At 60.8% G+C, this 14,860-nt stretch carries 11 protein-coding genes; 4 read left to right on the forward strand and 7 right to left on the reverse strand.

Annotated elements, in window-relative coordinates; genetic code table 11:
- Nucleotides 1-7 precede the first annotated feature (7 nt).
- Entirely contained in the window at nucleotides 8-1,252 is a 1,245-nt protein-coding gene (locus AC1Q5O_RS20230) for an ROK family protein (RefSeq protein WP_492565448.1), read from the reverse strand.
- Between the two features lie 214 nt (nucleotides 1,253-1,466).
- Here AC1Q5O_RS20230 and xylF point away from each other — a divergent pair, with 214 nt between their 5' ends.
- The 4 genes from xylF to AC1Q5O_RS20250 all read left to right on the forward strand — a co-directional run bounded on the left by xylF (nucleotide 1,467) and on the right by AC1Q5O_RS20250 (nucleotide 5,077).
- Nucleotides 1,467-2,507: a D-xylose ABC transporter substrate-binding protein gene (gene xylF / locus AC1Q5O_RS20235; RefSeq protein WP_492565450.1), complete on the forward strand. Its 1,041-nt coding sequence runs from the start codon at nucleotides 1,467-1,469 to the stop codon at nucleotides 2,505-2,507.
- A gap of 86 nt (nucleotides 2,508-2,593) precedes the next feature.
- Nucleotides 2,594-3,901 carry a sugar ABC transporter permease gene (locus AC1Q5O_RS20240; RefSeq protein ID WP_492565452.1) on the forward strand — a complete coding sequence of 436 codons (1,308 nt, stop codon included), beginning with the start codon at nucleotides 2,594-2,596 and terminating at the stop codon, nucleotides 3,899-3,901.
- A gap of 13 nt (nucleotides 3,902-3,914) precedes the next feature.
- A complete protein-coding gene (locus tag AC1Q5O_RS20245) occupies nucleotides 3,915-4,694 on the forward strand; it encodes an ATP-binding cassette domain-containing protein (protein WP_223612266.1) in 780 nt (259 codons plus the stop codon).
- A 137-nt stretch (nucleotides 4,695-4,831) separates the two neighbouring features.
- Complete coding sequence (locus tag AC1Q5O_RS20250; RefSeq protein ID WP_492565454.1) at nucleotides 4,832-5,077, forward strand: hypothetical protein; 246 nt, start codon at nucleotides 4,832-4,834, stop codon at nucleotides 5,075-5,077.
- A 64-nt stretch (nucleotides 5,078-5,141) separates the two neighbouring features.
- Here the strand turns inward: AC1Q5O_RS20250 and AC1Q5O_RS20255 are convergent, their stop codons facing one another.
- The 6 genes from AC1Q5O_RS20255 to mutS form a co-directional block, all read right to left on the reverse strand.
- On the reverse strand, nucleotides 5,142-5,720 hold the full coding sequence (locus tag AC1Q5O_RS20255) for a NifU family protein (protein WP_223612265.1): 579 nt from the start codon (nucleotides 5,718-5,720) through the stop codon (nucleotides 5,142-5,144).
- A 100-nt stretch (nucleotides 5,721-5,820) separates the two neighbouring features.
- Complete coding sequence (locus AC1Q5O_RS20260) at nucleotides 5,821-6,309, reverse strand: universal stress protein (protein ID WP_464662290.1); 489 nt, start codon at nucleotides 6,307-6,309, stop codon at nucleotides 5,821-5,823.
- Nucleotides 6,310-6,336: 27 nt separating this feature from the next.
- Nucleotides 6,337-7,416, reverse strand: coding sequence for a tryptophan--tRNA ligase (gene trpS, locus AC1Q5O_RS20265; RefSeq protein ID WP_492565457.1), 1,080 nt, complete (start codon nucleotides 7,414-7,416; stop codon nucleotides 6,337-6,339).
- A gap of 131 nt (nucleotides 7,417-7,547) precedes the next feature.
- Nucleotides 7,548-9,146 (reverse strand): murein biosynthesis integral membrane protein MurJ, encoded by a 1,599-nt coding sequence (murJ, locus tag AC1Q5O_RS20270; RefSeq protein WP_464662293.1) that lies wholly within the window; start codon nucleotides 9,144-9,146, stop codon nucleotides 7,548-7,550.
- Nucleotides 9,147-9,183: 37 nt separating this feature from the next.
- A complete protein-coding gene (locus AC1Q5O_RS20275) occupies nucleotides 9,184-11,994 on the reverse strand; it encodes a [protein-PII] uridylyltransferase (RefSeq protein WP_492565459.1) in 2,811 nt (936 codons plus the stop codon).
- 112 nt (nucleotides 11,995-12,106) lie between these two features.
- The gene (gene mutS, locus AC1Q5O_RS20280) at nucleotides 12,107-14,827 is read right to left on the reverse strand and encodes a DNA mismatch repair protein MutS (RefSeq protein ID WP_492565827.1); all 2,721 of its coding nucleotides are present in this window, start codon (nucleotides 14,825-14,827) and stop codon (nucleotides 12,107-12,109) included.
- Nucleotides 14,828-14,860: the final 33 nt, after the last annotated feature.

Here is a 14,860-nt window from a genome sequence, read left to right on the forward strand (position 1 = left end):
GTGGAGGCTAGATCGCCCGCCGCAGCGGTGCTTCACGCAGATCGCCGGGGGCGAAAAGCTGGGTATCGAGATGCAGCAGGGACGTCATCATGCAACCCTGCAGGATGAGCGGATGCTCGTCGGGATAGCAGCGGATGGTCAGGTCAGGCTTGCCGCCCCAGCCGGTCGTGCCGGATACGATTTCCCGCAGGTCCGCCTCGATGAGGTCGAAGACACCGGCGCCGGGCCCGACAAGTGCGATGGGCACGGGATCGATCAGCGAGAAAAGACTGCGCAGGCCGGAGCCGATGGCCTGTCCCGCCTTGCGGAATGCCGCCCGCTCCGCACCGTCACGGCTGCGGGCGCGGTCGGCCACGGCGTTGAAGGAAGCGGCATCGACATCCTGGGCCGGCTGTGCCTGTTCGTCCTCGCCCGCTGTCCGGCGCAGGATGGCATAATCACTGGCATAGGCCTCGATGCAGCCGTGGCGGCCGCAGCGGCAGAGCGCGCCATTGGGGACATGCAGCATATGGCCGAATTCGGCACCCGAAGACTGGACGCCGAGAAACGGCTTGCCCTTGAGATAAAGGCCCATGCCGATGCCGTGCGACAGGAGGATGGCGGCAAAGTCTTCGGTGTAATGTTCCGGATCGGTCCAGCGCAGCGCCTCGGCAATCATGCTGCAATCATTGGCAACGGCAACGCTGACGCCGTAGCGCGCGGAAAGGATTTCGCCGAAGGCCACATTGATGTCGGGCGTGATCGGCGACCAGAGCATGGTCGCGCTGGCGGCATCGGTGACGCCCTGCACGCCCATGGAGATATGCATGAGCCTGCCCGCGCTGCCCGGCATGGCGGCGAGCAGGCCGTCAAGCATTTCGCAGATCGCCCGGGTCAGGTCGCCGGCGCTCGCATCGAGCGTCGGGATACGGCGGATCTCCTGCGCGATCACCTGTCCCTTGTAGTCGAACAGCACGGTGTGGGCGAGGTTGAGCGCCAGTTCAACTGTGGCGATCGTCGCGATTTCCGGGTTGAGCGTCAGTGCCACCTGCGGGCGGCCGCGGCGGTTGGCCGTGACATCGCCGTCGCGGCTTTCATTGACAATGCCTTCGGCGATGAGGGCCGTGGTGATGGCTGAAACCGTCGATGCGCTGAGGCCGGTCTGGGCCACGATATCGGTGCGCGAGAGGAGATCATGGCCGCGCAGTGCGGCCAGGACGAGCCTGCGATTCTGACGCCGGACATCGTCCGGCCGGGCTATCTCATCTACCAACGAACGATCTCCTCCCGAAATCTTTTTTTGATGCGATGCAAAAATATTGTTGCAACGCAATAACTTAGCAGATCAGATTCTATGTTGACATGGAAATGAAATTAAGTCACTATTTTTTTCGAGCCTCGAAATAAAGAGGTTTGGGTGACTGGCCGGAGGTGAAGGGCCTGACATCCGACGGGATCAACGTGCCATGTGCACTGGGAGGATTATCATGAAAAAATACGCAACCGCTCTGGCGGGTGTTGCTCTTGCCGTTTCTTTGGCCGGCCCTGCGCTGGCGAAAGACAAGATCATTGGCGTGTCCTGGTCCAACTTTCAGGAAGAGCGCTGGAAGACAGATGAAGCTGCCATCAAGAAAGCGCTTGAAGCCAATGGCGACAAGTATATTTCGGCCGATGCCCAGTCTTCCGCTTCCAAGCAGCTCACCGACGTTGAAAGCCTGATCGCCCAGGGCGCCAATGCCCTGATCATTCTTGCGCAGGATTCGAGCGCAATCGGACCAGCTGTTGAAAAGGCGGTCGCTGAAGGTATTCCGGTCGTCGGCTATGATCGCCTGATCGAAAACAAGGATGCGTTCTACATCACCTTCGACAACAAGGAAGTTGGCCGCATGCAGGCACGCGGTGTCCTGGCTGTGAAGCCGGAAGGCAATTACGCCTTCATCAAGGGCAGCTCGGCCGATCCGAACGCCGATTTCCTCTTCTCCGGCGCGCAGGAAGTTTTGAAGGACGCCATCGCGTCCGGCAAGATCAAGAATGTCGGCGAAGCCTATACGGACGGCTGGCTGCCGGCCAATGCCCAGAAGAACATGGAACAGTTCCTGACCAAGAACGACAACAAGATCGACGCTGTCGTTGCGGCCAATGACGGCACTGCCGGCGGCGCCATCGCTGCCCTGCAGGCCCAGGGGCTTGCCGGTACGGTGCCCGTGTCCGGCCAGGATGCGGATTTCGCCGCCCTGAACCGCATTGCGCTCGGCACCCAGACCGTTTCGGTCTGGAAAGACTCGCGTGAGCTGGGCAAGGAAGCAGCCGGTATTGCTGCGGCACTCGCCGACGGCAAGAAGATGACTGATATTCCCAAGGTCCAGAAATTTGCCGGCGGTGCCAACAAGGTCGAGGTCAATGCCGTGTTCCTGACACCCGTTCCGATCACCAAGGACAACCTCAACGTCATTATCGACGCGGGTTGGGTGAAGAAGGACGTTGTCTGCCAGGGCGTCAAGGCCGGTTCGGTCGCAGCCTGCAAGTAAGTCCTGAATAATCTGCTAATATTGAGCGCCGCTGGTCCACTGGATCGGCGGCGTTTTAAAAAGAACCTGAAACTGGGGAGAGACAAATGAGTGATCCGGCAGTCAGTATTGACCGGGCCCGCGCCTCCGAACTTGGCCTTACCGCCCGCTTCTTCAAAGCCACCGAGCTTGATACCCGGCTTCTGGGTATGATCGGTGCGCTGGTTGTCATCTGGATTGCATTCCAGGTTCTCTCCGGCGGCCAGTTCCTCACACCGCGCAACCTGTGGAATCTTTCCGTGCAGACGTCATCCGTTGCCGTGATGGCGACCGGCATGGTGCTGATCATCGTGACGCGCAATATTGACCTGTCGGTCGGCTCGCTGCTGGGTTTCATCGGCATGATCATGGGCGTCATGCAGACGGAAATGCTGCCGAAACTCATCGGCTTCGAACATCCCGCCACCTGGATCATCACGCTTGGCATTGGCATTGTCGCCGGTGCCGTCATCGGCGGCTTTCAGGGCTTCATCATCGCCTTCCTCGGGGTTCCTGCTTTCATCGTGACGCTCGGCGGCCTGCTCGTCTGGCGCGGCGCCGCCTGGTGGGTCACGTCGGGCCGTACGGTCGCACCGATGGACTCGACCTTCCGCCTGATGGGCGGTGGCCCGGAAGGCTCCATCGGCTCCATGTGGAGCTGGATTCTCGGCATCGCCGCCTGCGTCGCCATCGTGATCATGGTGGCCAACAGCCGCCGCCAGCGCCAGCGTTTCAATTTTCCGCGCCGTCCCGTCTGGGCCGAAGTGTTCATGGCCGCCATCAGTTGCGTCCTGGTGCTCGGGGCCGTCTCGATTGCCAATGCCTATTACTGGCCCATCGGCATCGTGCGCAAATATGCCGATGCCAACAACATCACCATTCCCGACGGTGGCCTGTTCATCTCGCATGGTATCGCCATACCGGTGCTGATTGCCGTGGCAACCGGTATCATCATGACATTCGTGACCACGCGCACGCGCTTCGGCCGCTATGTCTTCGCCATGGGAGGCAATCCCGAAGCTGCCGATCTCGCCGGTATCAACACGCGCTGGGTCACCATGAAGATCTTCATCATCATGGGCATTCTCTGCTCCATCGCCGGTGCGATCTCGACCGCCCGCCTCAATGCGGCAACCAATGCCCAAGGCACGCTGGACGAGCTTCTGACCATTGCCGCCGCCGTGATTGGCGGAACGTCGCTGGCTGGCGGCGTCGGCACCATCGCCGGTGCGATGATCGGCGCGCTGCTCATGCAGTCGCTGAGCTCGGGCATGGTGCTTCTCGGCCTCGATACGCCGCTGCAGAACATTGTTGTCGGTATCGTCCTGGTGATCGCCGTCTGGCTCGACACCATCTATCGCCGCCGTACCGCGTGAGGGAGGAAAGATCATGAGCACTGCACAGACACCTCTCATCGACATGGACAATATCTCGATCGCATTCGGCGGTATCCGCGCGGTCGACGGTGCGTCCGTCAATCTCTATCCGGGCGAAGTGGTGGCCCTGCTCGGCCACAACGGCGCCGGCAAATCGACGCTGATCAAGATCCTGTCCGGTGCCTACAAGCGCGACAGCGGCACGATCAAGGTCAATGGCGAGGAAGCCTCGATCGGCAATCCGCGCGATGCGAAGGCCTATGGCATCGAGACGATCTATCAGACGCTGGCCCTGGCCGACAATGTCGACACTGCCGCCAATCTCTATCTCGGGCGTGAACTGATGACGCCGTGGGGCACGCTTGATGACGTGGCCATGGAGCACAGCGCGCGCGAAGTGATGGGACGGCTCAATCCGCGCTTCCAGCGCTTCAAGGATCCGGTCAAAGCCCTGTCCGGCGGGCAGCGGCAGTCCGTCGCCATTGCCCGGGCGATCCTGTTTAATGCCCGCATTCTGATCATGGACGAGCCGACAGCCGCGCTCGGACCACAGGAAACCGCGCAGGTGGGCGAGCTGATCAAGCAGCTGAAGAGCGAAGGCATCGGCATCTTCCTGATCAGCCACGACATCCACGATGTCTTTCATCTCGCGGACCGGGTGGCCGTCATGAAAAACGGCCAGGTGGTCGGCACCGCCAAGGTGGGGGATGTCACCGAGGACGAGGTGCTCGGCATGATCATCCTCGGCAAATGCCCGCCCGGTGCGATACCCGGACCCGGCGCCGTGAACTGACAGTTTGTTTGCAAGCGCTTTCGCAACAGCCCCGCCTTGCGGGGCTGTTTGCGTCTGAAGGCGCTTATACTATTGCTGTATCGGCAATCCGCGCGAAGTCTGGCATACTGCCCAGATAATGTTGAATTGAAGAGCCAATGATTAGCCGTGTGTTTCGCAACATTTTCTATGATCTGCTCGCTTGTTCTAAAATTTTTGCGAAGCGGCGTAGGAAATCCTTGGAAGATAAGGCGCTATACATTTACGATGAGCATCCCTCAAGAACGCTGACTGAGCAGGGGAACATTGCTGCGTCAATTCATGAGCATTTTGCAGTGCTAGGCGGTGTGGATTTACCGGACGTTCCGCGCGAACCTGTGCGCAATTCCGTTATCTCCATCTGATGAGCTACTGCCAACAAAAAGGCCGCATCAAGCGGCCTTTTCAATCTCACCATCTGGAAGCGCGTTAGATCGCTTCGACCTGCTGAACTTCCGGCACGAAATGCTTCAGGAGGTTCTGGATGCCATGCTTCAACGTTGCTGTAGAAGACGGGCAGCCGGAGCAGGCGCCCTTCATGTGCAGGTAAACCGTGCCGTTCTCGAAACCGCGGAAGGTGATATCGCCGCCATCCTGCGCCACGGCAGGGCGCACACGGGTCTCCAGCAGTTCCTTGATCGTGTCGACGATCTCGGTGTCGGCCGTGTCGAAAAACTCGCCGTCGCCTTCCAGCTGGGCTGTGGCTGCGACCGATGTGGCGCTCGCCATGACAGGAGCGCCGGACATGAAGTGTTCCATGATCGCGCCGAGGATGGCCGGCTTCAGATGCTGCCATTCCGGACCTTCGGCCTTGGTTACGGTGACGAAATCATAGCCGAAGAACACGCCGGTCACGCCGGGAACGGCAAAAATCTTGGCGGCGAGCAGCGAGGCTTCCGAAGCGGTTGCCGCATCGCGGAAATCCGCCGTGCCTTCCTCAAGCACAACCTTGCCAGGCAGGAATTTCAAGGTCGCCGGGTTGGGCGTTGCTTCGGTCTGGATGAACATGGCGGATATCTCGCGTGTCTAGTTTAGAACGGTTCAAAGGCATATAGGCCTTTCGGCCAGTCTCTTCAAGGCAAGAGTGTATCACGGTTTCAAGATGCAATCATGTGATTGCGTCAATATCCTCGTTCGAGAGATTATAGGGCACGACGGTGACGGGAATCGAGAAGGATTCGCGCCCGGCCAGGGTCTGGACCAGCGGTCCTGGTCCCTCCTTGCCGGAACCTGCCGCCAGAACCAGAATGGCGATATCCTGGTCTTCCTCGATGAGCTTCTGGATCTGTTCGGCGGTTATGCCTTCGCGCACCACAAGCTCGGATTCGATATTGATGGTTTCCCGCACCGAAGCGGCAAACTTGCTCAGCGTCGAATGTGCCCGTTCCTCGGCTTCCGCCCGCATGATCTGCTCGACCCCCAGAAACTGCTGGAAGTCGGCGGAGTCGATGACAAACAGCAGGACCAGCACGCCATTCGTGGTCTTGGCGCGGCGCGAGGCATAGGCAACCGCCCGCTCACATTCCGGCGTTTCGTCGATCACCGCCAGGAACTTGCGGCGGTGCCCTGCTTCACGGCTGAGACGTCTTGATACCATCTGTTCAACCTGCCCTGACTGTTGAGCCTAATCCTGAAGGAACCCGACAATATCACGCACATTGCGCATCGTCTTCTCCGCCAATATAGCTGCACGCTCGCCGCCATTTTTCAGCACGGAATCGATATAGGCGGTATCGGCGGAAAGGCGGCGCATCTCGCTGGCAATCGGCGCAAGCTTCGCCACCGCCAGATCAGCCAGCGCCGGCTTGAACACGGAGAACTGCTGGCCGCCGAAATCGCGGATGACGCCTGCCTTGTCCGTATCGGTCAGGGCGGCATAGATGCCGACGAGATTGTCGGCTTCCGGGCGATCGTTCAGGCCCTCGATATCCGATGGCAAGGGCTCGGAATCCGTCTTCGCCTTGCGGATCTTCTTCGAAATCGTGTCCTCGTCATCGGTCAGGTTGATGCGCGACAGGTCTGATGGATCGGATTTCGACATCTTCTTCGTGCCGTCGCGCAGGCTCATCACCCGCGCAGCCGGACCGCCGATGACCGGTTCGGTCAGCGGGAAAAAGCTCTGGATCGTTTCATCGCCGGACTGGGTCTCGATGCCGAGGCCGAGTTCCGCAATGCGATCAGAGAAGTCCGTGTTGAATTTCTGGGCGATGTCGCGCGTCAGCTCCAGATGCTGCTTCTGGTCTTCGCCGACCGGCACATGGGTGGCGCGGTAGACAAGGATATCGGCAGCCATCAGGTTGGGGTAGGCGAAGAGGCCGACCGAGGCGTTCTCGCGGTCCTTGCCTGCCTTGTCCTTGAACTGGGTCATGCGGTTCAGCCAGCCCATACGCGCGATGCAATTGAACACCCAGGCAAGCTCTGCATGCTGGCGCACGCGGCTCTGGTTGAAGACAATATGCTTCTCGGCATCAATGCCGGCGGCGAGGAACGCGGCGGTTACTTCGCGCGTGTTGCGCTGCAGCTCGACCGGACCGCCCCAGACGGAAACCGCCTGCGTGATGGCGTGCTGGTCGACCACGCAGTAGATGCAGTTGTTGTTTTCCTGCAAGGCAACCCAACGCCGCACCGCTCCCAGATAGTTGCCGAGATGCAGATTACCGGTTGGCTGGACACCGGAGAAGACGAGCGGCTCAAACGTGCTCATGAACAGTCCTTGATCATTCGGGGACCGGGCCGTTCCGGCCCGGTGGCAATGGAGAGGAGGTTTTGGCAGAGCAAGGCGCTCTATTCAAGCCCTATCGGGCCGGCGAAGGCTATTTGAGCGTCAGGAGACGCTCATGCCGCAGGGCCCTCCGGCGGCACAACCGGTGCTTTGGCGCCGCGTTTCACATTGCGGCGGATCATGCTGAAACTGGCGCCGCCGGTTGCGAAGGCCAGGATGAAATAGACAACCATCGACAGCATGATCAGGCCGAAGACCACGGGCGCCTGGATATGCACCGGCGTATGGGAGGCAAGATAGGGCTTGGCCCAATGGATGGCGTAATACAGGGCAACAGCCATGGCCGCAGCGGAAAAGATCAGGCGTGGAATGCGGGTGAGCAGCGGGATGTCGCGGCCCCAATGCCCGCGCCACACCAGCGTTGCGAAGAGGAGAATGGCATTGACCCACCCGGCCGTCACTTCGGCCGTGGCAATGCCGGTTTCGGCCATCAGCGGAAACAGCGTCAGCGCCATGCTGACATTGATAACAACGGAAACCGCTGCATAGATCATCGGTGTCTTGGTGTCTTCGCGGGCGAAGAAGCCGGGAATGAAAGCCTTGATCAGCACGAAGGCGGGCAGGCCAAGGCCGTAGACCGCGAGAATATTGGACACGCGCCGCGTCGATTCGGCGGTGAATTCACCGCGCTCGAGCAGCAGGCGGATGATCGGCTCGGACATGACGAGCAGCGCCGCCGCTGCCGGCAGCGTCAGAAACAGGATGAACTCGACCGACCGGTTCTGCAGACTGCCGGCTTCCCTGTGGTTGCCGGAGCGCAATGCACGGGCAAGCTCGGGCAGCAGCACCGTTGCAACGGCAATACCCACCACGCCGAGGGGCAGCTGATAGACGCGGTCGGCATTGGCGAGCGACGTCACCGCGCCCTCCTTGCCGGAAGCGATGTTCGTGTTCACCAGAAGGTTGATCTGGGTGATGCCGCCGGTGATGGCGGCGGGCAGGGCCAGCACCAAGAGGCGCCGCACATTCGGCGTGAAGTGCGGCAGCCGGAAGCCGATGGAAATGCCGGCATTGCGCACGGCAAACCAGACGATGGCCAGTTGCACCAGCCCCGCCGCCATGACGCCCCAGGAGAGGCCGTAACCGATCGTGATGCCGTCGTGGCCCTTGTACCAGGCATAGGCGAGCACGCCGATCAGGATCACGTTGAGGAAAACCGGAGCGACGGCGGCAGCAAAATAGCGGTGCAGCGAGTTCAGCATGCCGCTCATCATCGCCGCCAGCGACATGCAGGCCAGATAAGGAAACATGATGATCGCCATCGACACCGTATTGCCGAACTTGGTCGGATCGTCGAGGAAGCCAGGCGCGATCACCGTGCGCACGATCAGCGGCATCGACAGTTCCATCAGAATGGTCAGCGCCATCAGGACGGTGAACAGGACGCCGAACACCTCCTCGGAGAAGCGCTTTGCCCCATCCATGCCGTTCGCCTCGATCTCCTTGGCAAACAGCGGGACGAAGGCCGCGTTGAACGCGCCTTCGGCAAACAGGCGGCGGAAGGTGTTGGGGAAACGGAAGGCGGCATTGAAGGCATCGGCGACGGGGCCGGTACCAAGCGCCGCTGCCATCAGCATTTCACGCGTCAGCCCGAAGACACGGCTCATCAGGGTGCCGGAGGCCACCGTCGCGAATTTTTTGACCAGACTCATATCTGTTCCAGATTCCGAATAAACATGGGTGCTGAACCTATTCTGCAGACATCAGGATGTTGTGCCGCTGCGGCTGGGCCGTGGTGATATCGCCTTCGCCGAACAGGGCGAGCAGCTTCTTGCGGATGCGGTTCTGCCGCGCCCCGTTGGTGACCTGGTGGCCGACAAGATCGGTGACGTAGAACACGTCGATGACCTTTTCGCCGAACGTCGTCACATGCGCCGAGGCGATGTCGAGCGACAGGTCGGAAATGGCGCCGGTGATCTCGGAGAGCAGGCCCGGACGGTCCAGCCCCTCGACCTCGATGACGGTGAACTTGTTCGACAGCGTGTTGTTGATTTCGACGCGCGGCGTAATGCGGAACGCCTTGACCGCGCGTTTCGGCTTGGTGCGCGATGCCAGCATTTCCGGCAGGTAGGATTTGCCGGACAGCACATCCTCGATCAGGCGCCCCACCCGCATGGCGCGGCGGCGTTCGTCGTCATCGGTCGGGAATTCGCGGCTGATCAGGATCGTATCGAGCGCACGGCCGTCGCTCGTGGTGAAGATCTGCGCGTCAACAATGTTGGCGCCGGCGGCAGCGCAGGCGCCGGCGATGATCGACAGAAGGCGCGGATGGTCGGGCGAAAGCACGGTGATTTCGGTAACGCCCTCGAAGTCATGGGTTTTGACCATGGTTGCCAGCGTCTTTTCCGAACTGTCGGATTCGCGCACGAAAGTGGCATGGCGGATCTGGTCGTCGAGGCTGACCGTCAGCAGGTAGTTCTGATAGTGCAGGGCAAGATAGGACTGGCGCTCGAGCTGCGGCCAGGATGACAGGGCATGTTCGAGCTGCGCGCGGGCGTGGTCGGTGCGTTCCTTGCGCGACACTTCCGAGAAACCGCCGGTCAGCATCAGTTCGGTTTCGTAGAACAGGGTGCGCAGCAACTGGCCCTTCCAGCCGTTCCACACGCCCGGTCCGACCGCCTTGATATCGCACACGGTGAGGATCAGCAGCAGTTTCATCCGGTCGAGCGTCTGGACGATTTCAGCGAAGTCCTCGATGGTCTTGCGGTCATTGAGATCGCGCGACTGGGCGACCATGCTCATGGTCAGGTGCTGCTCGACCAGCCACGACACGGTTTCCGTATCGGACTTGGACAGGCCCAGACGCGGGCAGACGCGCTTGGCGATGCGCGCACCGGCAAGTGAGTGGTCCTCCGGCCGGCCCTTGGCGATATCATGCAGCAAAAGGGCGACGTAGAGGAGTTTGCGGTCCTTTTTCAGGGCTGGCATGATCTGGTTGGCCAGCGGATGCTCATTGCTGAGGTCGCCGTGATCGATCTCGGACAGTACGGCGATGCAGCGCAAGAGATGCTCGTCGACCGTGTAGTGATGATACATGTTGAACTGCATCATCGCGACGACCTTGCCGAAATCCGGGATGAACCTGCCCAGCACGCCGGATTCGTTCATGCGCCGCAGGATGAGTTCGGGATTGCGTTCGGAGGTCAGGATTTCAAGGAACAGGCGGTTGGCTTCGGGATTTTCGCGCAAATCCGCCTTGATCAGCGACAGGGAACGGGTCACCAGCTGCATCGCATCCGGGTGGAGTTCGAGCCCATGCTGATCGGCCAGGTGGAACAGGCGGATGAGGTTGACCGGATCCTTCTGGAAAACGCCGTCATTGGCGATGGTGATGCGGTGGTTGTCGACGACGAAATCCGACGTTCCCGGCAGTTTGCGCTTGCGGCGCGAGAAGGTCAGGAAAATCCGGTTGAAACCGGGAACATGTTTTGCCTGTTCTTCTTCCAGCGCGGCGCAGATGATGCGCGTCAGGTCGCCCACTTCCTTGGCGACGAGGAAGTAGTGCTTCATGAAGCGCTCGACATCGCGCTGACCGGGATGTGCCGTATAGCCGAGCCGCTGGGCAATCTCGCTCTGGATATCGAAGGACAGCCGTTCCTCCGCCTTGCCGGTATAGAAATGCATATGGCAGCGCACGGCCCATAAAAGGTCTTCGGCCTTGCGGAAAATATTGTGCTCGGCGCGCGACAACACCCCAAGCTTGACCAGTTCGTCACTGGTCTTGACGTGGTAGTAATATTTGGCGATCCAGAACAGCGTGTGCAGATCGCGCTGGCCGCCTTTGCCTTCCTTGACGTTCGGTTCGACGAGATAGCGGGTCGCACCGGCCTTGCGGTGCCGTTCGTTGCGCTCGGTCAGCTTCGCCTCGATGAAGGCCGGTCCAGTCCCCTTGACGACTTCCGTATCGAAGCGGCGCACCAATGTGGTGAAAAGCTCGTCATTGCCGCAGACGTAGCGGGCTTCGAGAATACTGGTGCGGATGGTCATGTCGGCGAGCGACTGGCGGATGGATTCGTCGACATTGCGCGTGGCGTGGCCGACCTTCAGGCCCATGTCCCAGAGCATGTAGAGGATGTACTCGACCACCTGCTCGCCCCACGGGGTCTGCTTGTAGGGCAGCAGGAACAGAAGGTCGATATCCGAACCGGGCGCCAGCCCGCCGCGGCCATAGCCGCCAACCGCCACCACCGTCATCCGTTCTGCCGTGGACGGATTGACCGAATGATAGACATGGGTGATCGCAAAATCGTAGAGCGCCGAAATGATCTGGTCCATCAGATAGGACAGCCGCACGGAGCAGCGTGTGCCGCCGCCGTCCTTTTTCAACATCTCCTCGGCGGCCTTGCGACCCGAAACGAGTGTCTCTTTCAGGAGCTGCAGCACGTCATTGCGATTGACGGAAGCGGCGCCTTGTTTTTTTGCCGCCTTGACCAGATCTTCAAACTGACGATGAAGTTTGGCCGGACTGACGATCTGTTCCAGTTTCAGGTCTGCGCTCATGAACACGACTTTATGAATGATGGCCGCACGCTATAGCGCGTATTTGCCATAAACGAAATGCTTACCTTTGAAGACACTGTGTCCGCCAGGGGCAAGCGTGCCCCCAATGCGTTCACGATGTCGGGTTTGTGGCGAGGCCTTTCAACCGGTAGAGCGCGTCAAGCGCCTCGCGCGGTGTCATTTCATCGGGATTGACCGTCGAAAGGGCTGCCAGCAGTGCGCTATCCTTGCCTTTCACGGGTGCTTTCACCTCGCGTTTGACCTCGACCGAGAACAGCGGCAGGTCATCGATCAGCTTGTCAGCCTTACCCGAGGTTTCACCGGCTTCCAGCTGATGCAGAACGTCGCGGGCGCGGTTGACCACGGCTTCCGGCAATCCGGCCAGCCGCGCCACCTGCACGCCATAGGAGCGGTCTGCGGCGCCCTTGGCCACCTCATGCAGGAAGACGACGTCGCCGTCCCACTCCTTCACCCGCATGGTGACATTGCTCAGGCGCGTCAGCTTTTCCGACAGCGAGGTCATTTCATGGAAATGCGTGGCGAAAATCGCCCGGCACTGGTTCTTCTCGTGCAGATATTCCACTGCCGCCCAGGCGATCGACAGGCCGTCGAAGGTCGCGGTGCCGCGGCCGATTTCGTCGAGAATGACCAGGGAATGGTCGCTGGCCTGATTGAGGATGGCGGCTGTTTCCACCATCTCCACCATGAAGGTCGACCGGCCGCGCGCCAGATCGTCCGATGCGCCGACGCGCGAGAACAGCCGGTCGACAATGCCGATATGCGCCGAACCGGCCGGGACGAACGATCCCATCTGCGCAAGAATAGCAATCAACGCGTTCTGGCGCAGGAATGTCGATTTACCGCCCATGTTCGGTCCGGTCAGAAGCCAGATCGCGCCTTTGGCCGCACCCTCGGGCGAGAGATTGCAGTCATTGGCCACGAACGGATTGGCCGCCTGCCGGCGCAGGGACTGTTCCACGACGGGGTGACGCCCGGCGACGATCTCGAAAGCGAGGGTGTCATCGACCAGCGGGCGGCAATAGCCCTGCTCTTCGGCAAGGGCAGCGAGCGATGCCGAGACGTCGAGGGTTGCCAGCGCTGCAGCGCCGGCGCGGATTGCGTCGGCATTGGCAACCGTTTCCCCGGTCAGCACGTCGAAAATGCCCAGTTCAATCGACAAAGCCCGTTCGGCGGCATTGGCGATTTTGGTTTCGAGTTCGGCGAGCTCCGTTGTCGTGAACCGCATCGCATTGGCGATGGTCTGACGATGGATGAATTTGCCCTTGGCCTCGTCCGTGTCGGTCATCACGGATGCATTGTTCGCCGTGACCTCGATGAAATAGCCGAGCACATTGTTGTGCTTGATCTTGAGCGAGCGGATGCCGGTCAGATCCATGTAATCGGCCTGGAGACCGGCAATGATGCGGCGGGAGTGGTCGCGCAAGGCGCGCATCTCATCAAGTTCCGCATTGTATCCAGGTCGGACGAAACCGCCGTCGCGCTTCAGCAGAGGCAGTTCGTCGTCCAGCGCCCGGTCAAGGTGAGCGGCATAGTCGTGGGGCAGGCCGCCAAGGCAATCCCGAACGGCGGAGAGTTCAGCGAGAAGCACTTCCCTGCCCAGGAAAGAAGCGATTTGGGCGGCAGCCTCGAGTCCGCGCGCGAGTGCGCCAAGATCGCGCGGACCGCCGCGCCCGACGGCAAGGCGCGACAGGGCGCGGGGCATGTCCGGTACGCCCTTCAAAGCTTCGCGGGTCAGATCGGCGAGGGATTGTCCGGCGAGAAAGCAGGAGACGGAATCGAGCCGCTCCGCAATGGCGGCGGAATTTGTCAGCGGCGAGGTCAGTCGCTCGGCCAACAGCCGGGCGCCGCCGCCGGTAACCGTGCGGTCAATGGATTTGAGCAGGCTGCCGTCGCGATTGCCCGACAAGGTGCGCAGCATTTCCAGATTGGCTCGGGTGGCCGGGTCGATGAAAAGCGTGGAGCCTTCCGATTCCCGCTCCGGCCGCATCAGCGGCGGTCGTTCCGAAATCTGCGTCTTTTCCACATAGGCGATGGCGCCCGATATGGCTGACAGTTCGGCGCGCGAAAAATGTCCGAAGCCGTCGAGCGTGGCCACGTCGAAATAGCGCTGTATGCGGTTTTCCGCCGTGGCGCTGTCGAAAAGGCTTGGCGGCTGCGGGCTGACCGAGCGCCCGACGACATCGAATGTCGGGCGCAGGTCCGGATCGTGAAACACCGGATCGGCAACGATCAGTTCGCGCGGATCGACGCGCAGAATATCGGCAAGCAGCCGCGACGGATCGGTTTCGCTGACCCGGAACGTGCCGGTGGAAATATCGATCCAGGCGAGGGCAAACTGGCCCTGCGCTGCGCCTTTCACCCGGCCCAGCGTCATGAGATAGTTGGCTTCGGAGGGATCGAGCAGCTTTTCCTCTGTGAGCGTGCCGGGGGTGACCAGCCGCACGACATCGCGCTTCACCACGGATTTCGATCCGCGCTTGCGCGCTTCAGCCGGGTCTTCCACCTGTTCGCACACCGCAACCCGGAAGCCGCGCATGATGAGCTTCTGCAGATAGTCGTCCGCCGCATGCACCGGTACGCCGCACATCGGGATATCCTCGCCCAGATGCTTGCCGCGCTTGGTCAGCGTGATCCCGAGCGCGCGGGACGCGGCTATGGCATCGTCGAAGAACAGCTCGTAGAAATCGCCCATCCGGTAAAACAGCAGGCTGTCCGGATTGGTCGCTTTGATCTCGATATACTGCTCCATCATCGGCGTTGGGCGCGCCGAGCTGTCAGCCTCATAGGATGGTGTTTCCGCAGTGAATGGCATGTCGGCCAAGACGTTCTCCTGATTTTGACCGAT

This window comes from Phyllobacterium sp. MT110 (assembly GCF_058792715.1).